We start from the raw sequence: 26,610 nt of genomic DNA on the forward strand, positions 1-26,610 counted from the left end.
CCGTCTGAAGGATTGGCGGCGCGTCGCCACCCGATACGACCGCTGCCCGGAAACCTTCTTCTCCGCGATCATGCTCGCCGCAACCGTCTTGTTCTGGCTGTGAAATTCAATGAGTCTGGACCCTAGCGTGGTCGTTGTTGCAAACGCCACAAGGAGGGACCGTTCCATGAGCGAGGTTACTACAATCGGCCTGGATTTGGCCAAGGACGTTTTCCAGGTGCACGGCGCAGATGCCGATGGAGCGCCGCTTTTCAACCGGAAACTGCGCCGCAGCGAGATGCGGCGGTTCTTCAAAAAACTGCCGGGTTGTCTTGTCGCGATGGAGGCCTGTGCAAGCGCTCACTACTGGGCCAGAGAAATCACAGCCCTTGGCCACAAGGTGAAGCTCATACCGCCGCAGTATGTGAAACCCTTCGTGAAGCGCGGCAAGACGGACGCCGCCGATGCCGAAGCCATCAGCGAAGCGGTGACGCGCAAAACGATGCGGTTTGTCCCGGTCAAATCGGCCGAACAACAGGCCGCCGCCGCCGTGCTCAAGACACGCGCGCTTTTGGTCCGCCAACGCACCCAGACGATCAACGCGCTGCGGGCCCATATGGGCGAGTTCGGGATCGTCGCGCGATCGGGAACCTCAAACGTGAAGGCGCTGGGAGCCGCTGTCCGGGACGAAGAGGATGAGCGTCTCCCTCCGGCCGCGCGGTTTGCGCTTACCGAACTCGTCGAAGAAATCGAGCGGCTTTCAGAGCGGATCGACAGATTGGAACGCAAGGTTCGGGATGAGGCCAAGGCCTGCGCTGACATGCAGCGTCTGATGACAATCCCCGGCGTCGGAGCCATCATCGCAACAACGATCATGGCTCTGGTTCCAGATCCCGGAGGTTTCCGTTCAGCCCGTCATTTCGCGGCTTGGATGGGACTGACCCCGCGATCACATTCCAGCGGAGGAAAGGCGAGTCTCGGAAGTATTTCGAGGATGGGCAATTCGGATTTACGATCTCTTCTGACAGCCGGGGCGGCCTCGGTGCTCCGGCACGTTCGATACCACGACAAAGCGTGGCCCTGGTTGCAGCGCCTGCTGGAAAGGAGACCCTTCAAGGTGGTCGCGATTGCCCTGGCCAACAAGGTTGCTCGGACGATCTGGGCGCTTTTGGTCAAGGGGGGCAGCTACCGCACGCCAACGACAATTGCGACCATGACTACCGCATAAGGAGTAACCCCCGCCTCAAGTATCTGCCCGGCCCAGGCCGACAGATGTAAGGTGCCAACCTTGGCGATGAACCGACGGGACGCAATCCCGAAACAGGACAGGCAGAAACCCGCGACGCGCTCCGAGCGCGCCCCCTTGATCAAGCCACCTGCTTCGCGGACTTCATCGAGGCCAGCGGTATCACACCGCACGAACAGGCCGGACATATGACCGCACCGTACCCCAATGGACCAAATCGCACAGAAAGCATCTTGCACCGCGGGCCGTTCCACATAGGCGGGTTGATTGACCAAGCCCCGGCCAGACCAAGGAAAGGGACTGCTCGCGGGGGATGGGCTGCGCCTCTGACCGGAGCCGGATCCCTACAAAACAGATGCGGCGCCGCCACGCCGCTCTTGCCGGAAAGCTGAACCTCCGCAATCGTGTTTCTCAGGGGATGGGTCTGAGGATGCCGCCCACGCTGCAGGGAGGGCGACATGGCTGAATTCCGGGATCGTGATCTGTTTCTGGTGAAGAAGGCGCTGGCGATCGCCATCCTGGCCATCGAGCGCCAGCCCGGGGCATTGCAACCCGCCTCGGACTGCCAGGACATGAAGACCATCCTCGGCGAACTGGTCGGAAATCCCGCCGAGCTTGCGCAGCTCATGCGATCCGCGCGGATCGCCGTCACCGGCCAGCCAGAGTGACCGGCTACCGCCAGAGGCCATCGGTGATTTCCCGTGCGATCATGGCGCGGGCCGTCCTTATCACATCGTCGCCGGTGGTTTCGGGATGGCGGAAGAACCGGGCGGCACCGCCGTTCAGCCGCCAGTCGGCATAATAGCAGTAGCTGCGATCCACGAGGCTATACGCCCGCAGATCTTCTGCCCAATGTGGCTTGGGTTCGACGACGACCGTGAAGCCATATCTTGTTTCCTCTCAGGGCAACGATCGCTCCTGCGGTGGAAGTTCCCGATCGGCCCCTAAAATTGCGTCGACGTCCATCATTGCCGTTCTCCCTGCTCATCGGGCCGGACGAAGCCGGTCGGGTCCGCTGGATCGGGCGGGAGATAGGCGTCATAGGGATTGCCGTCGGCGAGATGGCCGAAAGGCGTGAAGATGTGGTCGTTGCCGTCGCGACCTACGGCGCAGATCACATACCGGGTGTCGCCGGTGCGCGCATCGGCGCATTCCATCAGCGCGAGATTGCCGTCGTCGGCGGCGCGCAGCAGGGTGTGGAAGTTGGTGCGGCATGGTCTGGGATCGCCATATCGGTCTCCTTTCGTGAAACGAAAACGGCCCGGCGCTCGCAGGGAGGCCGGGCCGGTTCGAGGGACGGAATCAGTCTTCGGCGGGCGCGCCGTCTTCCTCACGTGCGAGGGTTTTCAGGTAGCCGAGGAGTGGACGGGCCTGGCCCGTGGCCTCGGCCCATCGGCCGATCAGCAGCAGAAGGGTGTAGCTGTCCCACCCTGCGCCGCGGGCAATCTGCTCCAGCCGGTCGTGCGTCGCGTTCGGCATCACGCCACCGCACGGCCTTCGACGACATCGGCGCAGACCTCGTCGGCCGTGACCTCTTCGAGCCGCGCCCGGTGGTGGGGGTTCTTCGCCAGCCAGAGTTCCGCAGCCTCCCGGTCCACCGCCAGATACAGCAGTTCGGTGCCTTCGCCGATGGGCTGGATGACCCGGACCATGCCGATGGCGGGCCGCTCGACGACCTCGAAGCGAAGCTCGCTGTCGACGGAATGCGTGCGCGTCATGGTGACGAGGATGACGCCGCGCGACGCGAAACCACCCTCGTGGAGCGTGACCGAGGCGGGGGCGTTGTAGCTGGGCTGATGGCGCGGCGGGCTTTTCTGGACCAGCCGGCCGAGGCCGTTGCGACGGTTCCAGGCCGCCAGCTTCTTCGTGAAGCGCGCCGGGGGCCTCAGTGTGCCGTCCGAGTAGCGGATCAGCGAGCCGAGCGGCGCGTGATCGTAGATGTTGTGGGCTGACATGAAGGATACTCCTGAACGGATTGCGGCCCGGAGGTGACCGGGCCGCATGTAGGGATGGAAAAGACGGCGGGACGATCCGTATCGCCCCGCCGCGGGATCACTCGGCTGCGACCATCTGCTCGGCTTCGCCAGCACCGTCTTCGTCGAGATCGCCGGCGAGGAATTCGGGCAGCGCCGCGGCTTCTCCCTCGACCGGCAGATCATCCGATCCGTCGACCGCCATGCGAAGCGGCTCGGGCAGCCAGCCGCTGTCGGCCATCAGGCGCTCGGCCTCCTTCGCCATTTCGACCTTCGTCTTGTCCTCGATCAGTTCGACCGACTGCTCGCCGAGACCCTCGCGCACCGCTTCGAGGATCCGGGCCTTGGTCACACGCCCGAAGTAGTTGTCGACGGTAGGCTTCCAACCCGCTTCGACCATGTCGAGGCCGGTGGCGCGCGCAAGACGGTCGGCTTCGGCCAGACGGCGGTCGAGACCACTCTGGCTGACGCCCGTCCCGCTATAGGGGTTCGGCCGCTCGTAGAGCGCGGTGATCCCGAAGCTGACGCAATGTGCCAGCAGCGCATGACGGCTGGCCTGGTCGAGCGTATCGAGCCAGTTCCAAAGCCTGTCGTCATCGTCGAAGGCCGGGAGGTCCTCCTTCCATGCAGCGTGACGCTGGTCGATGGACTTTGCCGAAGAGGAGTCCGCGAGGCCCGAGGACTGCACCGACAAATACACCTCGCGCACCCTGGCCTCCAGCGCGGCGCCCGAGATATGGGCACCAAAGCAGTCGAGAACCAGCCTGTGCAGCAGCGCGGTCATCGCGACATGGGGATTGCCGGCCACGGCATCCCGCAACGCAAGCGTGCGATGTGCGGTCAGCTCGATGATGAGGCGTTCCGGCAAGGGCTTGATCGTGTCGCTGTCACCATCCTCGGGCTCGGTGGGCTGGCCGCCGACGGTGATGGTGGCGCGCTGACCCGTGCCCTGCGGCGCGCTGCCCTCAGGCTGGTCTCCAGTGTCGGGATTGATGTCCTCGCCTTCCGCTTGCGCCTCATCTTCCGGCCGGACATAGCCGCGATCGACCAGAAGCGTGCCGTCCGAGGCGATGCAGATGAACACCCCCGCGCGGGGGACGTCCGCAGGATCATAGACCGTGGGGCGCTGTTCAAAGGCTTCGAGCGCCTGCTCGATCTCGCCCAGCAGCTGATCGACCTCGTCCGGCAGTTCGGCTGCCTCGCAATATTCGGCTTCAATCCGGTCGAATTCGTTGCGCAGCGCCTCGCGGGCAGCGCGCTCCTCGCCCGTCAGATCGACAGTGGAGCCGACCAGTTCCCGCAGTCCGTGATCATGGCCATAGGGGAAGCTGACGGCGACCTCGATCCACTTCCAGCCTTCGGTTGCGATCTCGTCGGCAGCGGTTTTCAGCTTCTCGCCGGCCAGCCGGTCGAGCAGCACCGGGTCCTGGAGCCAGCCGCCATCGTCGGACTGGAAAAGATCGCGCAGGACATAGCCGCCCGCCGCCTCGTAGGCCTCGACGCCCACGAAACGCGCCCGCTTGTCCGAGGCGCGCACGGAAGTTTCGGTCAGCATCCGGCGGATCTGGTAGGGCTCTTTCGACCAGGCGTCCTTGATCGCCTGCCAGACCTGTTCCTGGCGGGCGTGGTCCGGATTGACGGTGAAGGCCATCAGCATTTCCAGCGTCATGCCGTCCTGGGCATAGATGTCGAGGAGCACCGGCGAAACCGACGCCAGCCGCAGGCGCTGTTTCACCATCTGCGCGGTGGTGAAGAAGGCGGCCGCGATCGCCTCTTCCGTCATGCCCTTGGTGCGCATGTCGAGGAACGCGCGGAACTGGTCGAGCGGATGCAGCGCGACCCGCTGGACGTTTTCCGCAAGGCTGTCGTCCTCGGCCAGGATGTCGGTGCCGGCCTCCCGGACGACACAGGGCACCGGCGCGGTCTTGGCGAGACGCTTCTGCTTCACGAGCAGAGCAAGCGCCTGATAGCGGCGCCCGCCGGCGGGGATTTCGAACATGCCGGTTTCCAGACCGTCATCGCCGACCACGGGGCGGACGTTGAGGCTTTGCAGCAGCCCGCGACGGGCAATGTCCTCGGCCAGTTCCTCGACCGAGATGCCCGCCTTGATCTTGCGGACGTTGGACTGGCTGAGCACCAGCTTGTTGAAGGGGATGTCGCGCGAGGACGACAGGGTGATCTTCTGAACGGCAGTTGCCATTTCGGTCTCTCCGCGGCGGGCGGCCGGGAGCCTCTCTCCCGACCTCCAACCCGCCTACCGAAACACCCATCCCTCCCCTGTCTCTCTGCCCGCCGAAGGGCGAGCACCTCCCTTGGAAGGCGCTTGTCCGCGCCGCCCTGCTTCGGCGCTGCCGCGCCAGATGATCTTTCGCGGATCGCCAGACCCTGAAAGGACCGTACCGCCCCCGGCATCCTGCGCGACAGGACGGACGGCTGTCACAGCATTTCCCGGAACGAGGCAAAGCCATCTTCCGGGCGACGCGCGCGCACAGAGATCAGAAAGTCCTCAAGGCAGGCGATCGCCACCTGGTGGTGGAAGCTGTCCAGCGCCGCCTCCTCGTCCGACGCCGCGACCAGATAGCCGCCATCGACGATGCACTCGCCCTGTGCATCGACATCTTCCGGGTCCAGGTCCTCCCAATCGGCAAGCGCCACCACTTCAACGACGAACCACGTCATGCCTTGCCCTCCTGCGGATAGGTGTCCTCAATGATCTGCTCAACGGTCTTGCCGTCATGGCGCAACCGGCTGGCGAGCCAGACCTTCTGGCCGAACACGCCCCACTGATCGAGGCCAGGCCGGATCGCCGGATCGAGCATCAGGCAGGCGGCCATGGCATCGGAATGGTCCCGGCTGGTCTCGAAGGCGAATTCGAGGGTCCTGGTCGTCGGTGCCGGTCGATCCGGATAGCGCCGGAAGTGCGCGGTGATGGTGCGCAATTGGCGACGGAATGTAGCCTGGTCAGTCATCGGATACCTCGACCGTGTCAAAGCAATCGCAAGCCTCGAGTAATTCCTCGCGGGACAGGGTGCTCGCCCGCCGGATCAGGGCGGCGCGCAGCATCTCGGCCGTGACGTCGGCGGCGTCCTTTCGGCGGGAGGTCACCTCGAAAGCGAAGTCGAAGGCATGGCTGAACATCAGATGTCCCCTCGTGTGCGCAGGCTGGTCTCGCGTCCCGCGCCGATGATGACGTGATCATGCAGGGTCAGGCCGAGTACATCGCAGGCCTGTGCGATCCGCTTCGTCATCTCGATGTCGGCCTGGGACGGCTCAGAGTCACCCGAGGGGTGATTGTGGCAAAGGATCAGCGCCGAGGCGTGCAGTTCCAGCGCCCGCTTCATCACTTCCCGTGGATAGACCGGCACATGGTCCACGGTGCCGACCGCATGCCGCTCGTCCGCAATGAGCCGGTTCCTTCGGTCGAGATAGAGGACGTGAAACCGCTCGACCTCGCCTCTGACGGAAAGCGCGCAATAGTCCAGCACCGCCTGCCAGGACGACAGGACGGGATTATGGTTGATATAGCGGGCGAGGATTTCCCGGGCCTCGAGAATGATGGTCTGTTCCTGTTCAGTCATCGGCGGGGCCTCCCGCGTCATTGGTGCCGGCATCGAGCTTCTCGTCCCCGGACGCGGAATCGTCGTCATCACCCACCACGAACTGGAATTCCTGCGTGATGAAGTCATTGAGCCGGCAGGCCAGTTCCATGTGGCTGGCGACCCGCAGGCCAAGGGCCGTGAAGGCGGCGTGGACAGCGAGGTCCACCTTGTCATCGAAGGTTTGCATGAGATCCTCATGGGAAAGCAGGCCGTCCCCCTGCCGCTCCGGCAGCGGTGCCAAGCGGAAGGGTCCAGCCTGTGAAATTGAGGCGGGAAACCAGGCCTTCAGCCAATTGCCGAAGCTGCCCTCCCGCCGCGATGAGGCGCCCGCCCCCACACTGGAAGGCGGGCACCAGAGGCGGGGGGGGGTCAACCGACCCGGTCGAGCAGCTTCTTCGCCTTGCCCTCGAGATCGAGGCGGGCGTCCTGCTGGGTCTTCGTCCGCGCGAGCCGGGTGATCCCTTGCACGAAATCGAAGATGCTCTCGGGCGGATGGCCCTCCTCGACCAGCACGGTGGCGATGATCTTCGTGGTATCGGCCTTGCTGAAACCGCGCTTGCGAAGGAAGGCGTCCCGGTCCTCGTCATTGCGCGCGACGATCTGCTGCCGGGCTGCTTTCACGCCATTGACGAAACCCATGGGCGAGGAGTTGGCGAAACGGGTCAGCGCCGGGGCGGCCTCATGGGCGAAGCGGGAGGCGGCATATTTCGAGTGGCGGATGGTGATCTCCTGGAAATCCTCCACGCCCCACAGATTCCTGTTCTGACATACGGCACGCAAGTAGAAGCTTGCGATGCCAAGGGTTTTGGCGCCAACCTCGGAATTCCAGCAGTAAAATCCCCTGAAATAAAGATCGGGCGAACCATCGGGCAGCTTGCCGGCCTCGATCGGATTGCGATCATCGACCAGGAACAGGAACACGTCGCGATCCGAGGCATAGAGCGTGGTGGTGTCGCGGGTGATGTCGACATCCGGGTTGTAGACCCCGGTCGACCAGTCCAGCACGCCCGGCACCTTCCAGCGGGTGTCGCCGGTGCCGTTTCCGGCGATGCGTTGCACCGCCTCGACCAGCTCGTGATCGTAGATGCGGCCGTAGTCGGGCCCGGTCACGGCCCGCAGTTCGGTGCGCCCGTCCTCGGTCTCGAAGGTCTTGACTTGCTCTGCGCGGTGAGAGGACAGGCCGTATTGCAGGTTGATGCCGGCGAGCGGCGCAGGCAGCTGACGCAGATAGGCCGCGGGCGCACCCACGAGGCTCGCGAGCTGGCCGAACGCCCAATGGGTCGGGGCCACCGGCGCCTCGGCCTTCGGCAGGACCAGTTGCAGCCGCTCGGCATTGTCGCGGCTGGCCTCGACATGGATCTTTGCGGTCTCGACGATGCGGGTGCTGCTGCGTTCGGACCGGGATTTGACCGAGGCCCAGAGGTCGTCGAGCGAGAGATAGCGCTCGTCATCGGGCCGGTTGAACCATTCCGACGAGACGCGGCCGTTGCGCTCGCCCCGGCCGACATCCACCTTGTAACCGCCACGCTGCGGCCGCACGGGTTCCAGAATCTCAACGGTGTTCATGAAGATCACTCCGCGACGGGCGCCGGAGGCCTCTCCCCCGGCCATCAACCCGTCACGGAAAAACCGGCCCGCACTCTGACTCTCCAAGGGGGCGTTGCGGGGTCTCCCCGCTGAAGGGGGTGCGCCGGCAACGAAGTGCCGGCCAGGGGGAAAACCTTCCCCCACCGATGGCGGCCTCTTCCTGGATCACTGGTCCGAGCAGATGCGTTCTGTTGCGCTAAAGGGCCGCGATCCTATTCGGCAGAGGCATCATAGTCATGCGCGGTCAACCTGCGGCCGATGGTTCCCATGTGCACCCCGGATTCCAGTCCCGCCAGCCGATATGCGTTCGCAACGCCAAATTCATTCGCATTGCTGGGCACGCGCTCGATGTAGGCAAGTGACAGCCCGGCCAGCAGACTGGTCGCAGCCTTGATGTCGTGGCGACGGATTTCTGTGTAATCGGTGATCTTGTCCAGACTGATATTGGCGAGGTTGGTATCGCGACCTCTGCGGGCAGCGAAGAGCAGATACAACCGGATGGCGTTGAGTTCGACCTTGTTCCTCAGCCGGAAATGGCGAAACGCCTCTATCACCGGACCTGTGTATAGTGGCGCCGCCGGAAGCTTGCACCACCCGCCGGTCGGATTGTAGCCGGCCAGCCGAAACCAACTTCTACCGTTCTGCCAGCGCTCGACGATTTTCCTGCTCTCCAGCAGGCTCAGACCTTTCGAGAGCTTGGCGCGGCTGATGTCGATGGCCGTGCAGAGGTCGTCATATGTCACGCGGGCCAGGCCTGTCGCTTGATCAGCTCGATGTGCGATCGCGATCAGCGCCATCAGGGCAGCCGTATTGTCCGAACCACCCACTTTCCACTGAAACGCCTTCAGCCCTTCGTTCTCAATCCACCCGGAAGGGAGGTGTACCCATTTCTGCATCGCCGTCACTTGCCCCCTTTCGACACGGTGAGGACGGCGTAGATCGCGTAAGCCGCCAGACCGAAAGCCGCGAGAATGATGACGAGAACGAGTACCCCGGGCGGCAGGCCGGACAGCACGTCGGCAAGGCTGGTCAGTTGTTCCATGTGTGGCTCCATCGTTTTGGACAGCTCGAGCGATGAAGCGAAATTTCGTATGCCCTTGATCTTGTCTCTAGAGACAGTGACAGGGCAATATCAATGGTATTTGACAAATTATGTACTTATACCAGTGGCTTACAGATTATACAACAGACTTTATACGCTCCTGAAACAGTTCATAAGCCAAGGCTCGTGAACCAAATGCAGAAAAACTGATGCAGTGTGCAATCAAAGCTTGCCTCCCCCGATGAATCTTTGATGCCGTCTAAGCAACGAGTTTGAACCCGAGTTGTCGCCATAGCAACTCTTCCAGAGTCTCGCGCCTTCACCCTGAACGGGTTCCCGGCTGGCCGCCGGCCTTTCTTCATCGCGATGCCCGCCGCCCGCGCCGCATCGACGGACGGGCGCTGCTGGCACCCTTCGATCCCCTGATTTGGGAACGCGATCGGGCCGAGCGCCTGTTCGGCTTTCGCTACCGGATCGAGATCTATGTGCCAGCCGCAAAGCGCCAGCATGGCTATTATGTACTGCCCTTCCTTCTCGGCGACCGCCTCGTGGCACGGGTGGACCTCAAGGCCGATCGCCCGAAAGCGCGCCTTCTCGTCCAGGCGGTGCATCCTGAACCGGACGCCCCCGTCGGAACAGCAGAGGCGCTGCAAGCGGAGCTGGCACAGCTCGCACAATGGCTCGGATTGTCTGAGGTTTCAGCCCAGCACAAGGGATGATCCGCGATCAGCCTCGCAGCTTGATTGGGCTCCGATGTTCGTGGAGACAACCATTTTCACGCCGCCTGCTTGCTATTCCGTTCAGCGCGCGCTTCCTCGCCCTTGCCTGCCAGAAGAGATGCGATCTCTTCGCAAGTTCTGGTGACAGCAAGTTTCAGGGCTTCGTCAATATGAACATAGCCTTGGGTTACACTCTGTGCAGCGTGACCCAGGAGGGCGCGAATGGTCAGTTCCGAGAAACCGAGGTCGCCAGCCACGCTTCCGAAAGTGTGGCGCAGCGTATGCGGTGTAACCCCCTCGATGCCGACCATTGCGCAGAGCCGGGCGAGGCAGGCCTTGGCGGCCGTATAGTGACGATCGCCTGAGTCGGACGGGAAAACGTAGGGGCAGTTCCCGCGGACGGGCTGGCTGGCCGCGAGCTTTGCGGCGGACGGACCGACTGCGCGGATCTGGGCGTCGCTCTTGGTGTCAGGGAAGGCGACATAGCAGGCATTGGCGTGAAGCCATTCCCATTTCAGGCCTTGTCCTTCGGAGAGCCGAAAGCCGGTGAGAAGCAGGAAGCGCACAATGGCGAGCCCCACCGGGCTCTCTCCATTGCGCTCGGCAAAGCGCATGGCCTCGCCGAGCTTCCTGATCTCTGCGGTGCTCAAACGGCGCGTTTTTTTGTTGCCCGCAAGCCGCCGCACGCCTTTGGTCGGGTGACCGTTGATCTTGTCGAGACGCGCCGCATGACTGAGGACGCTTTGCAGGGTCGCGACCGTCCTCGCCGCAACACCAGGCCCGCCAGAGGGCACTCCCCCGCGGCCCTTGCCGCGTGGCTTGGCCGTTTTTCCGGCAACGATGTCTGACTGCATTCCTTCGATGTCGACGACCTTCAGGGAATGAGCGAAGCGCTTGCCGAGCAGAGGTTTGATATGCGTCTCGATCCGGCTCTTGTCGAGCGCGAGCGTGGACGCTTTGATCGGGCGGTTGCGTCGCCCAAGAATACGGCCTTCCCCCGCTTCTTCGATATACCAGTCGCAAAGTTCGGCAACCGTGATCGCGACTGGGCTGCTCTCTTCCAGCGCCGGATCCTGACCACCCGCGACGAGGCCGAGCTTTATTCTGGCCTCGTCGCGCGCCTGATCGACAGTCATGACTCCATAGCGGCCCAGCTTGATGCGGCGGCTTTTCCCTTCAGATGTCCTGTACTGAAGGACGAAGGTCTTGAGGCCCGAAGGGACGATGCGGACGCCAAAGCCCTTCAGGTCGCCATCCCACAGGAAATCCTGCCCGCTTTGGGGCGGCAAAAGGGCGTCCACCGATCGCTTGGTCAGCTTGGCCATTGTCAACCTCTCACACTAAACTCGCCCACCGTCCCGCTTACATTATCACAGGCGGTGAAAAATGTAAGCACTATGTAAGCAAAATGACGGAAGTCATGGGGCACACGTAGCGAGGCATGGCGCAAAGAGTTTTCATATTACTGTTGTTTTATAGCATCTTAGAGGTCAATCGGAAAGCCTAGCGAACATAAACCATGACCTTGCCAAGGTTAGGGTCGTGAGTTCGAATCTCATCGCCCGCTCCAACAAAAAAGGCCGGTCTCACGACCGGCCTTTTGTTTTCTGCCCTCTTCCGCACGCCCCGCCGGGCGTCAGGCCCATTCCCAGGGACGGGTGAACTGGCCCAGGGTTTCCTGCACCTTGGCATCCGCGACGCTGTCCTCCCGGTGCAACCGCGCGACCAGGCCGCGCTTGCGATCCTCAACGACCTCGGCCACCGTCACGGCCAGTCCGGCCTCGGCCAGCGCCGCGTCATAGACGCGCTTGATGGCGAGCTTGCGCAGTTCCGGCTTGAACACCTTCCCGACCGCAGTCTTCGGAAGCTCGGACAGGATTTCGATGTACTTGGGCATGGCGGCCCGTTCGGGGATGCGCCCGTCGACATGTTCAAGCAGCGCATCCGGCGTGACCTCGGCCCCTGCCACCAGTTCGACATAGGCGCAGGGCAATTCGCCCGCAACGGCGTCCGGCTGCCCGATGGCGCCGGCGAAAGCGACGGCAGGATGGCTCAGCAACGCGTCCTCGATCATGGCGGGGTCGATATTGTGCCCGCCCCGGATGATCAGGTCCTTGGCGCGGCCGGTGATGTAAAGATATCCATCCGCGTCCAGCCGCCCCAGATCGCCGGTGCGCAGATAGCGCCCTTCGGCAAAGAGACCGCGGTTCTTGTCCACCTCGGTATAGGTCGATCCCTCGAACACGCCGGGGTTTGCGATGCAGATCTCGCCCACCTCATCGACGCCACATTCGCGCCGGACGCTGCCATCGCCATCCGCGTCCAGAATCCGGACATGGGTGTAGGGAAAGGGAATGCCGACCGAGCCGATCTTTTTCTGGCCCTCGGGCGGGTTGATCGAGACTAGGCAGGTCGCCTCGGTCAGGCCGTATCCCTCGACAATGGTCACGCCGGTCGCCTTTTCGAAGCGGTTATAAAGCTCCACCGGTAGGGGGGCCGAACCGGAAAAGGCGTATTTCAATGACGAGACATCGGCATTCACCGGGCGCTGCATCAGCGCGGAAATGGCGGTCGGAACCGTGATGACAAACGTCACCTTCCACCGCTCGATCAGCTTCCAGAAGTTGTCGAAGACCCCTTCCCCGCGATAGCCGGCGGGCGTCGGAAAGACCCCATGCGCCCCCGAAGAAATCAGCGACATAAGGATCGGATAGGCCGCGAAAACGTGGAAAAGCGGCAAGGGGCAGATGACCGTATCCTGTTCCGTGAACAGCAGCCGATGCCCGAGCCAGCCGTTATAGATCATGCCCGACGCCTTGTGCTGCGCAACCTTGGGCATCCCCGTCGTGCCGCCCGTATGGAAATAGGCGCAGATCCGGTCCTCGGTCGCGTCTGCAAAGGTCAGCCTGTCGGCGGGCTGCGCGGCCCGCGCCTTGTTGAAATCGAGCACGCGGGCCTTGTGGGTGACCGGATTCCTGGGGCGGATCAGGGGCACGATCCAGCGTTTCGGCGGCGTCAGATAGCCGTTGAGGTCGACCTCCAGCACCGTCTTGACCGACGGCGCAAGGGCTACGGCCTCGGCCACCTTCTGGCCCACATCCGTCTTGGGAAAGGCGCGGAGCGTCACGACGACCTTGGCCCCCGTTTCCCGAAGGATGGCGGCAATCTGTTCCGGCTCCAGCAACGGGTTGATGGGGTTCACGATGCCTGCGGTCGCACCGCCGATCAGGGTCACCGCGGTCTCAAGGCAATTTGGCAGGACGAAGGCGACAACATCCTTCTCGCCCACGCCGAGGCTGCGAAAGAGGTTCGCCACCTGCGTGACCTGATCCATGAACTCTGCCCAGCTCAGGGTTTTCGCGGGATCGGTCGCACCTGACAAAAGCTGAAAACTGATCGCCGGGCGGTCGCCATGGGCGGCGCGCGTTCTGGCCAAAAGCCCGTAGACCGAGGCGGGAAGCCCCCGCGCATCCCAGGGCATTTCGGCTTCGATCGCGTCGCGGTCGGCAAGCGTTGCATAGGCTGACATTCGTTTCTTCTCCCCTCCCCGGCCCTCCTCCGGACCCTTGGGGCAAATTTGGCCGCAACCGGCAGTGGGGTGCAAGCGTGACGCTGCGCCCTTTCAGGCTGCGGCACTGCCCTCGGTGAACTGGAGCCGCGCAAGTCGCGCATAGAGCCCGTTCCGGGCGACAAGCGCGTCATGGGTGCCGCTGTCGACGATGCGGCCATGATCGAAGACGATGATCCGGTCGGCCTTTTTGACGGTGGCGAGCCTGTGGGCCACGATCAGCGTCGTCCGCCCCTCGGCCAATCGTTCGACGGCGGCCTGCACCGCGCGCTCCGATTCCGCATCGAGGGCCGAGGTCGCCTCATCCAGCAGCAGGATCGGGGCATCGCGCAGGATGGCACGGGCAATGGCCACGCGCTGCCGCTGCCCCCCGGACAAAAGGACGCCGCGTTCGCCAAGCTCTGTGTCATAGCCCCGCGGCAGGGCCGACAGGAAATCATGCGCTGCAGCGGCCCGTGCGGCCTCGTCCACCTCCGCATCCGTGGCCTCGGGGCGCCCGAAACGGATGTTTTCGCGGGCGCTGGCCGCAAAGATGACGGGTTCCTGGGGCACCATCGACAGGGCGGCGCGAAAGTCGCTGCGTGCCATGTCGCGCAGATCGACGCCGTCGATGGTGATGCTGCCACCGCTCGGGTCATAGAATCGCTGCAAAAGCTGGATGATCGTTGTCTTGCCCGCGCCCGAGGGGCCGACCAGCGCCACAGTCTCGCCCGGGCTGATGTCGAGCGTGACACCATTCAGCGCCGCAATTCCGGGCCGCGCGGGATACCGGAAGGTCACATCCTGGAACCGGACCTCGCCGCGGACCGGGCGCGGCAGGGCGACAGGTGTGGCCGGGTCCTCGACCGCGTCGGCTGCGGCAAGGAGTTCCATCAACCGCTCGGTCGCACCGGCTGCCCGCTGAAGCTCGCCCCAGATCTCTGACAGGGCCCCGACGGCGCCTGCGACCATCACGGCGTAGATGACGAACTGGACAAGAACCCCCGCCGTCATCGCCCCCGAGCGCACATCGTTCGCCCCGATCCAGAGCACGCCGACAATCCCGTTGAACACAAGAAAAATGACGATCACCGTCATGATCGCGCGGGTGCCGATGCGGCGCCGTGCGGCGTCAAAGGCGCGCTCGGTCACATCGGAAAAGGCGGCCCGGCTGACCCGTTCATGCGTGAAGGACTGCACCGTCTGCGCCGCCATGAGCGCCTCGGCCGCATTGGCAGAACTTGCCGCGATCAGGTCCTGGCTTTCGCGGCTGAGAACGCGCAGGCGCCGGCCCATGACCACGATGGGGACGATGACCATCGGCACCAGCAGCAGGACAAGGCCCGTCAGCTTGCCGCTGGTCAGAAGCATCAGCACCAGCCCACCCGCCAGCAGCAAGAGGTTGCGCAGCGCGATCGAGACGCTGGACCCGATGACCGACAGAACGAGCGTCGTGTCCGTGGTAAGACGTGACAGAATCTCGCCGGTCATGATCCGCTCGAAGAAAGAGGGGCTCATTCCGATCATGCGATCAAAGAGCGCGCGCCGGATGTCGGCCACCACCCGTTCCCCCAGCCGCGTCACCATGTAGTAGCGCGCGCCCGTCCCGAGCGCGAGCAGCGCGACGATACCAAGCGCGGCGGCGAAATACTGGTTCAGCAGCGTCACGTCATCCGCGTTGAAGGTGTCGACCACCCTGCGTACTGCAATCGGCAGCAGCAGCGAAACGAACGCCGTCAGCGTAAGCGCCGCAATCGCCCCCCACATCAGCGCACGATAGGGCCGGATAAAGGGCAGAAGTCCCGAAAGCGCGCCCACGCGCCGTGATTTCGGGCGATCCTGAGGCGCAGCCTGTTCCTGCGCGGGGGTCTGATTGGCCATGGTCTTTCCGTCGCTGCCAGAGCTTCGTTTACGGCACCGCCGCCATTGCGGCAAGCGCAGGGGCGGCGACGCATGGACGCGGGCAGCCCGCCACCGGCACGCCGGATGCGCGATCCCTTGCAGATCGCGGACGAAAGGGGGTTCAATTATCCATCCGCACATGTCAAAGACCCGCGCCATCGAAACAGGTGAGGATATCCATGATGAATCGTGATGGCAGATGGATCTTGGCGCCGGCGCTGGCCGGGCTGATCCTCCCGCAGGCGGCAGGGGCGCAAGGGATCGACGATGCGGTCAACGCTGCCTTTGCCGAGGCGACCGGCTGGTTCGTCTCGCTCATTTTTGCGAACATTCCGGGGACCGGCGTTCCGTGGATCGTGATGTGGCTGGTTGTCGCTGCCGCCATCATGACCGTCTATTTCGGCTTCATCCAGCTCCGGATGGCGGGACATGCGGTCGCCATCGTGCGGGGCCGTTATGCCGACCCCAGGGACCCGGGCGAGGTGAGCCATTTTCAGGCCCTCGCCACCGCGCTGTCGGGGACGGTAGGGCTCGGCAATATTGCAGGCGTCGCGGTCGCGATCGGCATCGGCGGCCCGGGCGCGACCTTCTGGATGATTGTCGCAGGCCTTTTGGGCATGGCGACCAAGTTCACCGAATGCACCCTGGGCGTGAAATACCGTAACGAATATGCCGATGGCACGGTATCGGGCGGGCCGATGTATTACCTGACCAAAGGGTTTGCCGAACGCGGCGTCCCCGGCGGGCGGGTTCTCGCCGTGGCCTTTGCCGTCTTTTGCGTGCTCGGGGCCTTTGGTGGCGGCAACATGTTCCAGGTCAATCAGGCGCATCAGCAGATCGCGGGCGTGGTCGGCGCCTATCCGGGCTGGGTTACCGGCCTGATCTTTGCCGGCGTGGTCTTTGCCGTCATCGTCGGTGGCCTGCAGTCCATCGCCCGCGTGACATCCCGGGTCGTGCCGTTCATGGGGATCGTCTATGTGGGAACCGCCCTGGTCATCCTGATCATCCACAGCGACCAGATCCTCTGGGCAGCAGGTCAGATCATCGAGGGCGCCTTTACCGGGCTCGGCGTCGCGGGCGGCATGGTCGGCGCGCTGATCCAGGGCTTCCGGCGCGCGGCATTCTCGAACGAGGCCGGCGTGGGGTCGGCCGCCATCGCGCATTCGGCCGTCAAGACGAAAGAGCCGATCTCCGAAGGCTTCGTCGCGCTTCTGGAGCCGTTCATCGACACGGTGGTGATCTGCACCATGACGGCGCTGGTGATCATCATCACCGGGCAGTTGCTGATCGATGCCGAAACCGGGCTCTACGTTCTGACCGAGGGCGGCCGGATCGCGACGCTGGGCGATACAGAGGGCGTCGGCCTCACCTCGGCCGCATTCGGCGAGGCGATCTGGTGGTTCCCCTACATCCTCGTCCTGGCGGTGGTGCTGTTCGCCTTTTCGACCATGATCTCGTGGTCCTATTACGGGCTCAAGGCATGGACCTATCTTTTCGGCGAGGGCGCACGGCAGGAACTGGCGTTCAAGCTGCTCTTTTGCGCATTCGTGGTGATCGGCGCCGCAGCGAGCCTCGATCCGGTGATCGACTTTTCCGACGCCGCGATCTTTGCCATGGCCGTGGTCAACATCATCGGGCTTTACGTCCTGATGCCGATCGTCCGGGACGAACTGAACCGCTATCTCGGCAAGCTGAACAGTGGCGAGATCCGGCGGGTCTGGTGAATGAAAAAAGGGCATCCGGCAACGCCGGGTGCCCTTTGCAAATCCTGGACGTTGGCCGGTTGCATGTGCGCTCGCGAGGTTCCGCACGGGGCGCCATAGCGCTGACAACTGGAAATTCCTGAACTCAGTCTGGAGCGGGTAGCGGGAATCGAACCCGCACCATCAGCTTGGAAGGCTGAGGCGCTACCATTACACCATACCCGCCCGACTGCGCTTGGTATAGGCAGGGCGCGGGGGCGATGCAAGCCCCCGCGCCGCGCAAGATCAACCGCCGAGGCTCAGCGGACCGTGATACGCCCGTCGGTATAGGGTTCGTAGTTTTCGTTCGCCGCCAGATATTCGGCCAGCACATCCGCCAGATCCGGGCCATAGTCATAGGCGCTGTCGGCATAGGCCTCGAACACGCGATACCCGTCGCCACCCTGCCGGACATAGTTGTTCGTCACTACGCCGTAGGTGGCTTCGGGGTCGATGGCGACCCAGTCCTCGCCGTCCTGCACCATCACGTCGCTGATGCGCGAGCCCGGTTCCGCGGCCGGATCGACGGTATAACGAAGCCCCGCGACCTGGGCAAAGCGCCCTGCCCCGGATTCCATCTGGCTGGCCCCGTTTTCCAGCGCCTCGATAATCGACGCGCCCGAAGCCTGGAAGGTGGAAAGCGTGTTCTGGAACGGAAGCACCGTCAGCACATCACCCATCGTCACCTCGCCCTCCTCGATCGAGGCGCGGATACCGCCGCCGTTCTGGATCGCGATGGTCACGCCCTGATCGGCCACCCGGTCAAGCATCGCATCGGCGATGACGTTGCCCATAGTGCATTCGACGGCGCGGCAACTGTCGCGGTTGCCATCCAGCGGCCCGGCGATCTGGGCGACGACACGCGCCTTCAACTCCTCGATCGGCTCGCCCAGTTCGGCCACGCGGGCCGCGATTTCCTCATTCGGCTGGACCGAGGCGTCGAGCAGCAGCGTATCGCCATAGGCGTGGATCAGGCCGCCCTCATCATCGAATTCCAGCACCAGATGGCCCAGATACTTGCCATAGCCATAGGCCTGCACGACCGGAACGGCGCTGCCGTCCTCCTGGCTCACCCAGGTCGGATAGGCGCCGTGGCGATCCACCGAGCTGGCGGAAAGGAAGGTGTGCGAATGCCCGCCGACCACTGCGTCAAGCCCCGGAACCTGCGCAGCGATTTCCTGATCGCGGACAAAGCCCACATGGGTCAGGGCGATGATCTTGGAAACGCCCTGTTCTTCCAGCGCCGCAACCTCGGCCCGCAGGGCTTCGACCTCATCCTGAAAGATCACGTCCGGACCGGGTGACGCCGTGTCCACCGTGTCGGTCGCAAGCGCCGAGACGATGCCGATCTGCTCGCCGCCCACGTCCAGCACGACGCTTTTTTCCACCCGCCCGTTCAGCAGGTTGGAACGGCTCAGGTCAAGGTTCGACGAGAGGACCGGAAAGGTCACCCGGTCGAGGAACTCTGCCAGACCCTCGGGGCCGTCGTCGAATTCGTGGTTGCCGACCGCCATTGCGTCAAAGCCGATCGCCTCCATGAACTCGGCCTCGACCTCGCCCTTGTAGGTTGAATAGAAAAGCGAGCCCTGAAACTGGTCGCCCGCATCCAGAACGATGACGTTCTGCCCCTCGGCCACCAGGCTGTCGCGCAATTCGTTGATCTTGGTGTAAAGCCGCGCCACGCCGCCAAAACACTCGCCCGCCGCATCCTGTTCGGCACTGCAGGTCGAATCAGAGGCGTTGATCGGCTCTACACGGCTGTGGAAGTCGTTGATGTGCAACACGTGCAGCGTGAATTCGGCTTGCGCCATGCCCGCCGAAAGCGCGACCACCGCCGCGGATGCAAGAAACCGAGCAACCATTCATAATCTCCCGTTCATTGATGCAGCCAAAGTGGCGGCAAGCGCCGATCCTGTCAAAGGCTGATATGGCGGCAATAGCTGCGGGCAGTGAAACGCGTATGACGAGGCCACCGGGGCATTGACCCGCGCACAGTCAAAGGGCATGACGCACATATGCTCATCTACAAGATCCTGCGCCGATCCGAATGGAATGCCTTCCGCGCCGCCGGTAAAACGGCAGGTGCCCCCGTGGATATCGCGGACGGGTATATCCACTTTTCCACCGCCGCGCAGGTGGCCGAAACGGCCGCCCGTCATTTCGCCGCCGAAAGCGATCTGGTGCTTCTGGCGCTCGACGCCGACCGGCTGGGGCCCGAACTGCGGTGGGAGCCCGCACGGGGCGGCCAGCTTTTCCCGCATCTGTATCGCGATCTCCGGATCGACGACGTGCTGTGGGACAAATCGCTTCCCCTCGGCGCTAGCGGCCACATCTTTCCCGAGGGGCTGTGGTGAGCGTTCTGGAGCGGGCGGGCCTTGCCGTTCTGCACCGTCTCGACCCCGAACAGGGGCACGGGCTTGCGATCCGCGCCTTGCGTGCGGGCGTCGTTCCTCTGCCGGGGCGCATCACCAGCGCGCGGCTTGCCTGCAGGCTCGCGGGGCTGACGCTGGATAACCCGCTGGGCCTTGCCGCAGGCTTTGACAAGAACGCAACCGCGTTGGGGCCACTTGTCCGGTCCGGCTTCGGCTTTCTTGAGGTGGGGGCCGCGACGCCCCGCCCGCAACCGGGAAACCCGCGCCCGCGCCTCTTCCGCCTTGCCGAAGACCGCGCCGCCATCAACCGCTTCGGGTTCAACAATGACGGCGCCGCGGCGATTGCCAGCCGCCTTGCGCAGCGTCCCGCGACGGGCATCGTCGGCCTGAACCTTGGCGCGAACAAGGACAGCAGCGACCGCGCGGCGGATTTCGCGCAGGTTTTGACAAGATGCGGGAATTTCGTCGATTTCGCGACGGTGAACGTGAGTTCGCCAAACACCGAACGCCTGCGCGACCTTCAGGGCCGGGCGGCGCTGACGGCCCTGTTGTCCGGGGTGATGGAGGCGCGGGCGGGCCTTGACCGGTCGATCCCCGTCTTTCTGAAGGTCGCGCCCGACCTTTCCGACGAAGAAATCCCCGGAATCGCTTCTGTCGCGCTGGAGGCAGGAATCGATGCGATCATCGCGACCAACACCACCCTTGCGCGCGACGGGCTGCGCAGCCCGGATGCGGGTCAGGCAGGGGGCCTTTCGGGCGCGCCGCTCTTTGAAAAATCGACCCGCGTTCTGGCACGGTTTTCGCAGGCGACCGGCGGACAGATCCCGCTGGTCGGGGTCGGCGGGATCAGCAGCGGGGCGGAGGCCTATGCCAAGATCCGGGCCGGGGCCTCGGCCGTGCAGCTCTATACCGCGCTGATCTATGGCGGCATGTCGCTCGTTCCGCGCATCCTGCGCGATCTGGACGCGCTGCTTGAAAAAGACGGCCTGACCGTCGAACAGGCCGTGGGCCTCGACAGTTCCGCCTGGCTTTAGGCGGGCAGCGCTATGCGCCGTTCCAGACGCGGGTAATAGGCCCAAAGCGTCAGACCGCGCATGATGTTGAGAACCATCAGCGCCGCCCAGAGCCCATGGTTTTCCCATTGCGGGACCAGGAGCACGATCACGATCCCATAGACCGCGACCGAACCGAGCGTCGCGTTCCGCATTTCGCGGGTCGCCGTCGCACCGATGAATATCCCGTCGAACATATAGGCGGCAAGGCTGACAAGACAGCCCAGCGCAATCCATGGCAGATAAAGACGCGCCGCCGCCTGAACCTCGGAATCGCGGGCCATCGTGTCGATGATCAAGGGCCCGAAGACAAGGAAGGCCAGCGCCAGCACTGCGGCAGCCCCCATACCCCAAAGGCTCGTCAACCACGCGGAACGCCTGACGGCATCCCGGGACCGGGCGCCGACCGCCTGCCCGACCAGCGCCTCGGCGGCAAAGGCGAAGCCGTCCAGCGCATAGGCCGTGATCTCCAGAAACTGGAGCAGCACCTGATTTGCGGCAAGCGTCACATCGCCGAACCCAGCACCCAGAAAGATGAAGGTGGTAAAGCTGCCCTGCAGCACGACCGACCGGATCATGATGTCGGTGTTGACCGACAGCATCCGCAACAGCCGCAACCGGTCGAAGATCCGCGCCCATGCACGCCAGCGCCCATTCCGGAAGGCGGGGCGGCAGAGCCACAGACCAAGCATCAGGCCCGACCATTCCGCGATCAGCGTGGCGATGGCCACGCCTTCGACACCCCATCCAAGGCCAAGCACGAACCAGAGATCGAGCCCGATGTTGAGACCGTTCATCCAGAGCTGCAAAAGGAGGACGCCGCGCGTCCTTTCCAGCGCGATCAGCCAGCCGGTGATCGCATAAAGCCCGATCGTCGCCGGCGCCCCCCAGATCCGGAGCGAAAGATAGGCGCGGGCGAGTTGCTCGACCTCATCGCTGGCGGGGGCAAGGCGAAACGCGAGCGTGGCAATCGGCACCTGCAAGAGGATGAACAAAAGGCCCGCAGCCGCACCGATCATCAAGGCGCGCATCAGGATTGCGCCGCTTTCGGCCTCATCCCCCGCGCCATGGGCCTGCGCCACCAGCCCGGACGTGCCCATCCGCAGAAAGCCGAAGATCCAGTAGACCGAGGCAAGGATCACCGCCCCGATCCCGACCGCACCGATCGGCGCCGCAAGCCCCATCTGCCCCACGACGCCCGTGTCCACGGCGCCAAGAATGGGCACGGTCGCGTTCGAAAGCACGATGGGCACCGCGATCCGCAGCACCCGGCGGTTGGTGACGTCCTGCGCCGAAATCATTCCGTTTCGGGCATCAGGAAATGCCCGGTGGCCTGCGCGATTGGCCTGGCGCGGTTATCTTGCCATGCCTCGACCCGGACCGACGCATAGCGCCGGCCGGACCTGTTCACGCTCGCCCGCGCATAGGCGTCGCGGGGCAGACCGGATCGCAGGTAATCGACCGTAAAGTCGATGGTCTTGGGCATCCGTGGCAAACTCTCGGGCGACAGGGCGCGCGGATCGAGGCGCCCGGCCTCCATATCTTCCCACAACAGGGACCAGGAAAGCTCGATGATCGCGGCAACCTCCAGAAAGGCCGCCGTCGCGCCCCCATGCAGCGCGGGCAGCATAGGATTACCGATGAGCTTCTCGTCGAAGGGCAGGATCGCGGTCAGTTCATCGCCGCGCCGGTCGAACCGGATACCGAGGAACTGGATATAGGGAACGCCGTGCACCAGCGCCCCCAGCGCGGCGTCGCGCCGCTCCTTGACGACCTGAACGGGCTCGGGCGGCGGGCGGATCATGCCTTGGACCTTTCGACCGTGAAGGCGCCCGTCGCCGCCGCAACCGGCCGATCCGGATCGTCGTCGCAGGCGGTCGCCCGCACGAAGGCGACCGAACGGGTCACATGATAGCATTCGGCCCGCGCCCGGATACGCTGCCCCGGCACCGCACCACGCATGTAGTCGATCCGCAGGTCGATGGTTGCGGTCCCTGTCGCACCGGTCGGATGGCTCATGACAGCGGCCCCGCTGCAGGTGTCCATCAGGGCCGAGACCGCACCCCCATGGATCACGCCACTGCGCGGATCGCCCACCAGACGCGTGTCGTAGGGCATGGAGATTTCAACGATCCCGTCACCCACGAAATCCACCTCCATCCCCAAGGCGATGGAATGGGGAATCGTGGCAAGGAACTGTCGGGCGATCCTGAGCCTTTCTTCCATGACTGGGTCCGTTCGTGGTGGGGCCGCATCGGGGCATGAGGACGACCCTATGCCTTGGCGCAGCGCGACCGCAAGACCGAATGGCGACAGTAACCGAACCGCCCGCGACCCGTTGCGGACGGCGGCGACTGCGGGTAGCGTCTGGGCAACTATGGAGGGGACATGACCGAGAAGCAGCTGAGTTTCAAGGAAATGTGCGCGCGTTTCGAGGTGACCCCCCGCACCTTGCGCTACTACGAATATATCGAGCTTCTGGAACCGCATCGGGATGGCCGCAGCCGGTTCTACGGCCCGCGAGAGGTCGCGCGCATGACCCTGATCCTGCGCGGGCGCCGCTTTGGCTTCAGCCTGGAAGAAATCCGGCAGTGGTTGCTGATCTATGAAACCCAAGGCACCCGGCCGCAGCTGGAGGCCTGGATCGAGCTTGCAGACCGTCAGCTCGGGGATCTCGACCGCCAGAAGGCCGAGTTGGACCGGACCATCGCCGAGCTTCGCAGCCTGCGCGATGAAACCACCGAGATTCTGAAGCGCCAACCCTGACGCTTGGCAGGATCAGCGCTTGGCCGGATCAGCGTTTGGACCGCCGCCGGGTGCCACCGGCTGCCGCCAGAACCGGCGTTTGCGACGCAATGACAGGTGCTGGCGCCCCGACATCCAGACCGCAGAGCATCTTCCAGTCCCGGACAAAGCCTGCCAGATCAAGCGGCGGTGTGATACGGCGCTTGTATTCCGCCAGTATCTCGGGCCGGTTGTGGACCGTGCCGATGGCGGCGGCCAGCGCGGCCGGGTCGCCGACGCTGAAATGGATGCCCCAGCCCTCGGTCTTTTCCTTCATCCCGCCGATGTCGGAGGCAAGCATCGGCGTCCCGGCCGCCCGCGCCTCCTGAATGATGACCGGCGAGTTTTCCCACCAGACCGAGGGAATGATGATCCATCCGAACCGCTTCATGATCTCGATGCAGTCCTGCGGCCGGTAGCGGCCCCGGAAGCGGACGGATGACGGCACCGCCACCTCGGGCCAGAGCGCGGCAAAGCGGTTCTGGTCAAGGCCGTAGATCTCGATCTGCACGGGCGGCCCGGCATCCTCGGATTCGGCGCGTTCCTCTTCGATGAGGTTCGCGGCGCGGATGAGGATATCGAGCCCCTTGGTGGGCGTCGCCTGACCGAAGAAGGCAAAGCGCCGGCTCTTCACCGCCAGTTCCTCGGGGGTTTCGGACGTGCCCAACGGATCATAATCGAGGCCGTTCTCGATCACCTTGATCTCGCCCTTCGGGATGCCCCAGCCTTCAAAGCGTTCGCGCAGGAATTCGCTGGGCGACAGCAGCACGTCGAACTGATCCAGCATCTCGCGCAGGCGGAAGTTGCGCAGGACGAAGTCCATCGGTCCGCGCCCGATACAGGCGGCGCAGGCGACCTCGCTCGCGGCGTAGCAAAGCTCGCCCGATGTCTTGACCATCTGTCCGTGATTGGCGCAGATCGCGGTCAGTTCGTGCAGCGTGCAGATGAACCGCGCCTCTGGCAGCGCCTTGCGCAATCTGCGGATCGTGCCCGCCCCGATATTCCAGAAATGGTGAAAGTGGTAAACGTCGCCACGCAGTGCCAGCAGGAACTCGACGATCCAGTCTTCATCGGCGATCTGGCTCTGCTCCATGATGAAGCCGTCCATGCCCCGCCCGCGCAGGCAGAAATCGCGCGGACTGAAGCTGAGCACCTGTTGCGTCGCGCCAAAGAACTTTGCGCTGTCTTCCGGCCCGATCGTGGAGCCGACGAAATAGACATCCTCGCCCAGGCTTTCGAGATGCTGGAACTGGCGATAGGCCGCGACCTCTCCCCCGCCATATTTGAAATTGGGATGAGAATGGGAAACGATAACGGTGCGGGTCATTGCGCGATTCCGGCGGACATGAGCTTCTTTCCTTCCGCATCATAGGCGTGCCAGTCCCCGCCGTCAGGGAAAAGTTCTGCATGGGGGCCGCCTTTGCCCACGAAATAGCTCGGCAGATCGGCGCGCCTTACCTCGATTGCCGAACGCTGCGCCAGCATCAGAAGAAGCGCCCGCACCCGCGCCTCTTCCGTCAGGTAGCCGCGCGGGGCCAGATCGAGCAGCCTGAAGAACACCTCACCATCCAGCCGCGCGACGAAGGGCAGCACGTCGCGGTCGAACCGGCCAAGCAGATCCACCCCGCGGGCGTCGATCAATGCGCCGATCGGGTCGACCACCGAAAGTGCTCCGGCGCCCTCTCCGCCATGATCCGGAAGCCCGATCTGGAACAGGGCCGAGCTGCGGGCAAAGATCACCTCGCGCGCCGGCTGGCGCTGGATGGACAAGGCGGCGGTCGCGGGCGAAAGGCGCCCCTCGCCCGCTTCATGCGCAGCGCCAAGTGCCGCCTGATCGAGAACCGGCGTGAGGCCGTCCCGCAAGAGGTGCAGGGCCACGCGCCCTTGCAACTGCGACAGCAGATTGCGCAGGACATCCCGCAGATCGGGGTCGGGCAGGTCATGATCGACGATCAGAAGGACCGGATCGTCGGACGCGGTTGCCGGTGCCCGGGCCTCGATGCTGCGCAGCACCGCACGCTCGTCCCAGCCGCGATGGGGCGGCAGCAGGGCCGACCGCAAGCGCTGGCGCGCCTCTGCATCCGAAAGGCCCATCGAAGCCTCGATCGTCGTGCGCGCGACGGCGCCGGCGCCCCCGGGCTCGGCGGCCGCGCCGATGGCAAAGGACGGGTCCTCCGATTGCGGCAGAAAGACGACCTGCACCGCCCCCTCGACCGGCGCCGCAAAGCTGAAGGCACCGCAATAGCCGTCACGGCCGGTAAAACGATAGCGACCTGAATAGGGCTGGAGATCCGCGCGGGGCAGGCTGCCGGGCAGCAGCATGACGGGGGCAAGCTGAACCTCATCCATGGCCAGCGCGACCGCAGCCTCGGTCGGGGCAGATCCGGGCAGATACCATCCCAGCACCACGCCCTGCCCCTGCGGCGCCACAAGGCAGCGGTCAACGCTCAGCGCAAGGTCCATCTTTTCGCCGGGCGGCTGCAGGCGCGCGCGCATCCGGCGGCGCATCATCTGCACGATCTTGCCCGAAGGCGTCGCGATGCCCCGCGCCGCGATCAGCCGGAGGTAGGTAAAGAACACCTCGTCCACGCCGATATCGACCAGGCGTTCTTCATCCTCGAAGAGCTGGACGGCCGAGACCTCCCGGAAATCCGAGCCGAGCTTGACGAACATCGTCCCCGGCTCGTCCGTCACCTCTTCGGGGACGGGCAAGCGGAAGATGGCGACCCAGCCCAGAGGCTCTGACGTGCGCAGATCCTGCCGGGCGTGGCGAATGACCGAGATGGGTTGAACCGCGCCGCCGTCCCCATGCAGCTCAAGTTCCAGATCGCGCTCATATCCCCATCCGGTGGCAATGACGCGCTCATCTGCATCGAGAAAACAGAAATCAAGGTTCAACTCGTCCTCCTTCTTCACATTGCGGGACGGCCCGGAAAACCGCCACAGGCAGTCTGAGGCATATAAGGATACAGGCGGATAGAGCCCGATGCTGCACTGCAATACAAGCCATTTCAAGCAGCGCGCCCGGCGCGGTGCATGGGCACTGCTCTGTATTGGCCGGAATCT

General features: G+C 64.2%; 29 protein-coding genes, 1 tRNA gene and 1 pseudogene. 8 read left to right on the forward strand and 23 right to left on the reverse strand.

The genetic code is table 11. The features are described 5' to 3' along the window. The 3 genes and pseudogenes from ACFSGJ_RS03705 to ACFSGJ_RS03715 form a co-directional block, all read left to right on the forward strand. Window positions 1–103, forward strand: a pseudogene (locus tag ACFSGJ_RS03705) (IS5/IS1182 family transposase); the annotation flags it as partial. A 63-nt stretch (window positions 104–166) separates the two neighbouring features. Then, window positions 167–1,207: an IS110 family RNA-guided transposase gene (locus ACFSGJ_RS03710; protein WP_390259624.1), complete on the forward strand. Its 1,041-nt coding sequence runs from the start codon at window positions 167–169 to the stop codon at window positions 1,205–1,207. A 476-nt stretch (window positions 1,208–1,683) separates the two neighbouring features. Further along, a complete protein-coding gene (locus tag ACFSGJ_RS03715; protein WP_390259625.1) occupies window positions 1,684–1,893 on the forward strand; it encodes a hypothetical protein in 210 nt (69 codons plus the stop codon). Window positions 1,894–1,897: 4 nt separating this feature from the next. Here the strand turns inward: ACFSGJ_RS03715 and ACFSGJ_RS03720 are convergent, their stop codons facing one another. From ACFSGJ_RS03720 to ACFSGJ_RS03780, 13 genes are all read right to left on the reverse strand, one after another. Next, window positions 1,898–2,047 (reverse strand): hypothetical protein, encoded by a 150-nt coding sequence (locus ACFSGJ_RS03720; protein ID WP_390259626.1) that lies wholly within the window; start codon window positions 2,045–2,047, stop codon window positions 1,898–1,900. Between the two features lie 143 nt (window positions 2,048–2,190). Then, window positions 2,191–2,559 carry a DUF6117 family protein gene (locus ACFSGJ_RS03725; protein ID WP_390259628.1) on the reverse strand — a complete coding sequence of 123 codons (369 nt, stop codon included), beginning with the start codon at window positions 2,557–2,559 and terminating at the stop codon, window positions 2,191–2,193. Continuing rightward, window positions 2,528–2,704 (reverse strand): hypothetical protein, encoded by a 177-nt coding sequence (locus ACFSGJ_RS03730; protein ID WP_390259630.1) that lies wholly within the window; start codon window positions 2,702–2,704, stop codon window positions 2,528–2,530. The genes ACFSGJ_RS03725 and ACFSGJ_RS03730 overlap by 32 nt, the downstream gene beginning before the upstream one ends. Continuing rightward, window positions 2,704–3,180: a hypothetical protein gene (locus ACFSGJ_RS03735; protein ID WP_390259631.1), complete on the reverse strand. Its 477-nt coding sequence runs from the start codon at window positions 3,178–3,180 to the stop codon at window positions 2,704–2,706. The genes ACFSGJ_RS03730 and ACFSGJ_RS03735 overlap by 1 nt, the downstream gene beginning before the upstream one ends. Window positions 3,181–3,277: 97 nt before the next feature. After that, on the reverse strand, window positions 3,278–5,398 hold the full coding sequence (locus ACFSGJ_RS03740) for a ParB/RepB/Spo0J family partition protein (RefSeq protein ID WP_390259632.1): 2,121 nt from the start codon (window positions 5,396–5,398) through the stop codon (window positions 3,278–3,280). A gap of 236 nt (window positions 5,399–5,634) precedes the next feature. Next, on the reverse strand, window positions 5,635–5,877 hold the full coding sequence (locus tag ACFSGJ_RS03745; protein WP_390259633.1) for a hypothetical protein: 243 nt from the start codon (window positions 5,875–5,877) through the stop codon (window positions 5,635–5,637). Beyond that, window positions 5,874–6,167, reverse strand: a complete 294-nt coding sequence (locus ACFSGJ_RS03750) for a hypothetical protein (RefSeq protein ID WP_390259635.1) — start codon at window positions 6,165–6,167, stop codon at window positions 5,874–5,876. Before ACFSGJ_RS03750 ends, ACFSGJ_RS03745 begins: the two co-directional genes overlap by 4 nt. Beyond that, window positions 6,160–6,336, reverse strand: coding sequence for a hypothetical protein (locus tag ACFSGJ_RS03755; protein ID WP_390259636.1), 177 nt, complete (start codon window positions 6,334–6,336; stop codon window positions 6,160–6,162). Before ACFSGJ_RS03755 ends, ACFSGJ_RS03750 begins: the two co-directional genes overlap by 8 nt. Further along, window positions 6,336–6,776 carry a JAB domain-containing protein gene (locus tag ACFSGJ_RS03760; RefSeq protein WP_390259637.1) on the reverse strand — a complete coding sequence of 147 codons (441 nt, stop codon included), beginning with the start codon at window positions 6,774–6,776 and terminating at the stop codon, window positions 6,336–6,338. Before ACFSGJ_RS03760 ends, ACFSGJ_RS03755 begins: the two co-directional genes overlap by 1 nt. Beyond that, complete coding sequence (locus tag ACFSGJ_RS03765; RefSeq protein ID WP_390259638.1) at window positions 6,769–6,984, reverse strand: hypothetical protein; 216 nt, start codon at window positions 6,982–6,984, stop codon at window positions 6,769–6,771. Before ACFSGJ_RS03765 ends, ACFSGJ_RS03760 begins: the two co-directional genes overlap by 8 nt. A 182-nt stretch (window positions 6,985–7,166) precedes the next feature. Further along, window positions 7,167–8,363 (reverse strand): DUF932 domain-containing protein, encoded by a 1,197-nt coding sequence (locus tag ACFSGJ_RS03770; RefSeq protein ID WP_390259640.1) that lies wholly within the window; start codon window positions 8,361–8,363, stop codon window positions 7,167–7,169. Between the two features lie 233 nt (window positions 8,364–8,596). Then, window positions 8,597–9,289, reverse strand: coding sequence for a hypothetical protein (locus ACFSGJ_RS03775; RefSeq protein ID WP_390259641.1), 693 nt, complete (start codon window positions 9,287–9,289; stop codon window positions 8,597–8,599). Continuing rightward, window positions 9,286–9,426 (reverse strand): hypothetical protein, encoded by a 141-nt coding sequence (locus ACFSGJ_RS03780; RefSeq protein ID WP_390259643.1) that lies wholly within the window; start codon window positions 9,424–9,426, stop codon window positions 9,286–9,288. The genes ACFSGJ_RS03775 and ACFSGJ_RS03780 overlap by 4 nt, the downstream gene beginning before the upstream one ends. Window positions 9,427–9,698: 272 nt before the next feature. Here ACFSGJ_RS03780 and ACFSGJ_RS03785 point away from each other — a divergent pair, with 272 nt between their 5' ends. Further along, on the forward strand, window positions 9,699–10,145 hold the full coding sequence (locus ACFSGJ_RS03785; protein ID WP_390259645.1) for a DNA glycosylase AlkZ-like family protein: 447 nt from the start codon (window positions 9,699–9,701) through the stop codon (window positions 10,143–10,145). A gap of 56 nt (window positions 10,146–10,201) precedes the next feature. Here ACFSGJ_RS03785 and ACFSGJ_RS03790 read toward each other — a convergent pair whose 3' ends face one another. The 3 genes from ACFSGJ_RS03790 to ACFSGJ_RS03800 all read right to left on the reverse strand — a co-directional run bounded on the left by ACFSGJ_RS03790 (window position 10,202) and on the right by ACFSGJ_RS03800 (window position 15,573). After that, window positions 10,202–11,470: an integrase arm-type DNA-binding domain-containing protein gene (locus ACFSGJ_RS03790; protein WP_390259646.1), complete on the reverse strand. Its 1,269-nt coding sequence runs from the start codon at window positions 11,468–11,470 to the stop codon at window positions 10,202–10,204. A 311-nt stretch (window positions 11,471–11,781) separates the two neighbouring features. Then, entirely contained in the window at window positions 11,782–13,674 is a 1,893-nt protein-coding gene (locus ACFSGJ_RS03795; RefSeq protein WP_390259647.1) for an acyl-CoA synthetase, read from the reverse strand. Between the two features lie 93 nt (window positions 13,675–13,767). Beyond that, the gene (locus ACFSGJ_RS03800; RefSeq protein ID WP_390259648.1) at window positions 13,768–15,573 is read right to left on the reverse strand and encodes an ABC transporter transmembrane domain-containing protein; all 1,806 of its coding nucleotides are present in this window, start codon (window positions 15,571–15,573) and stop codon (window positions 13,768–13,770) included. A gap of 203 nt (window positions 15,574–15,776) precedes the next feature. On the opposite strand from ACFSGJ_RS03800, the gene ACFSGJ_RS03805 reads away from it, so the two are divergent. Beyond that, window positions 15,777–17,318, forward strand: a complete 1,542-nt coding sequence (locus tag ACFSGJ_RS03805; protein WP_390260124.1) for an alanine/glycine:cation symporter family protein — start codon at window positions 15,777–15,779, stop codon at window positions 17,316–17,318. A gap of 130 nt (window positions 17,319–17,448) precedes the next feature. Here the strand turns inward: ACFSGJ_RS03805 and ACFSGJ_RS03810 are convergent. Continuing rightward, a tRNA-Gly gene (locus ACFSGJ_RS03810) sits at window positions 17,449–17,522 on the reverse strand. 74 nt (window positions 17,523–17,596) lie between these two features. After that, window positions 17,597–19,198: a bifunctional metallophosphatase/5'-nucleotidase gene (locus tag ACFSGJ_RS03815; protein WP_390259649.1), complete on the reverse strand. Its 1,602-nt coding sequence runs from the start codon at window positions 19,196–19,198 to the stop codon at window positions 17,597–17,599. Between the two features lie 153 nt (window positions 19,199–19,351). On the opposite strand from ACFSGJ_RS03815, the gene ACFSGJ_RS03820 reads away from it, so the two are divergent. Both ACFSGJ_RS03820 and ACFSGJ_RS03825 read left to right on the forward strand, forming a co-directional pair. After that, entirely contained in the window at window positions 19,352–19,690 is a 339-nt protein-coding gene (locus tag ACFSGJ_RS03820; RefSeq protein WP_390259651.1) for a DUF952 domain-containing protein, read from the forward strand. Beyond that, the gene (locus ACFSGJ_RS03825; RefSeq protein WP_390259653.1) at window positions 19,687–20,742 is read left to right on the forward strand and encodes a quinone-dependent dihydroorotate dehydrogenase; all 1,056 of its coding nucleotides are present in this window, start codon (window positions 19,687–19,689) and stop codon (window positions 20,740–20,742) included. The genes ACFSGJ_RS03820 and ACFSGJ_RS03825 overlap by 4 nt, the downstream gene beginning before the upstream one ends. On the opposite strand, the gene ACFSGJ_RS03830 is transcribed toward ACFSGJ_RS03825, so the two are convergent. The 3 genes from ACFSGJ_RS03830 to ACFSGJ_RS03840 are packed head-to-tail and all read right to left on the reverse strand — an operon-like array spanning window position 20,739 to window position 22,986. Next, window positions 20,739–22,061 carry an MATE family efflux transporter gene (locus ACFSGJ_RS03830; protein ID WP_390259655.1) on the reverse strand — a complete coding sequence of 441 codons (1,323 nt, stop codon included), beginning with the start codon at window positions 22,059–22,061 and terminating at the stop codon, window positions 20,739–20,741. The genes ACFSGJ_RS03825 and ACFSGJ_RS03830 overlap by 4 nt on opposite strands. Beyond that, window positions 22,058–22,564, reverse strand: coding sequence for a PaaI family thioesterase (locus ACFSGJ_RS03835; protein ID WP_390259657.1), 507 nt, complete (start codon window positions 22,562–22,564; stop codon window positions 22,058–22,060). The genes ACFSGJ_RS03830 and ACFSGJ_RS03835 overlap by 4 nt, the downstream gene beginning before the upstream one ends. Then, on the reverse strand, window positions 22,561–22,986 hold the full coding sequence (locus tag ACFSGJ_RS03840; RefSeq protein ID WP_390259659.1) for a PaaI family thioesterase: 426 nt from the start codon (window positions 22,984–22,986) through the stop codon (window positions 22,561–22,563). The genes ACFSGJ_RS03835 and ACFSGJ_RS03840 overlap by 4 nt, the downstream gene beginning before the upstream one ends. Window positions 22,987–23,148: 162 nt before the next feature. On the opposite strand from ACFSGJ_RS03840, the gene ACFSGJ_RS03845 reads away from it, so the two are divergent. Then, on the forward strand, window positions 23,149–23,526 hold the full coding sequence (locus ACFSGJ_RS03845; RefSeq protein WP_390259661.1) for a MerR family transcriptional regulator: 378 nt from the start codon (window positions 23,149–23,151) through the stop codon (window positions 23,524–23,526). 28 nt (window positions 23,527–23,554) lie between these two features. Here ACFSGJ_RS03845 and ACFSGJ_RS03850 read toward each other — a convergent pair whose 3' ends face one another. Further along, complete coding sequence (locus tag ACFSGJ_RS03850) at window positions 23,555–24,871, reverse strand: glycosyltransferase (RefSeq protein ID WP_390259663.1); 1,317 nt, start codon at window positions 24,869–24,871, stop codon at window positions 23,555–23,557. After that, window positions 24,868–26,442 carry a hypothetical protein gene (locus ACFSGJ_RS03855; RefSeq protein ID WP_390259665.1) on the reverse strand — a complete coding sequence of 525 codons (1,575 nt, stop codon included), beginning with the start codon at window positions 26,440–26,442 and terminating at the stop codon, window positions 24,868–24,870. The genes ACFSGJ_RS03850 and ACFSGJ_RS03855 overlap by 4 nt, the downstream gene beginning before the upstream one ends. Window positions 26,443–26,610 lie beyond the last annotated feature (168 nt).

The sequence above is a fragment of the Halodurantibacterium flavum genome, from assembly GCF_042681825.1.
In the GTDB taxonomy this organism is placed as follows: Bacteria; Pseudomonadota; Alphaproteobacteria; order Rhodobacterales; family Rhodobacteraceae; genus Halodurantibacterium; species Halodurantibacterium flavum.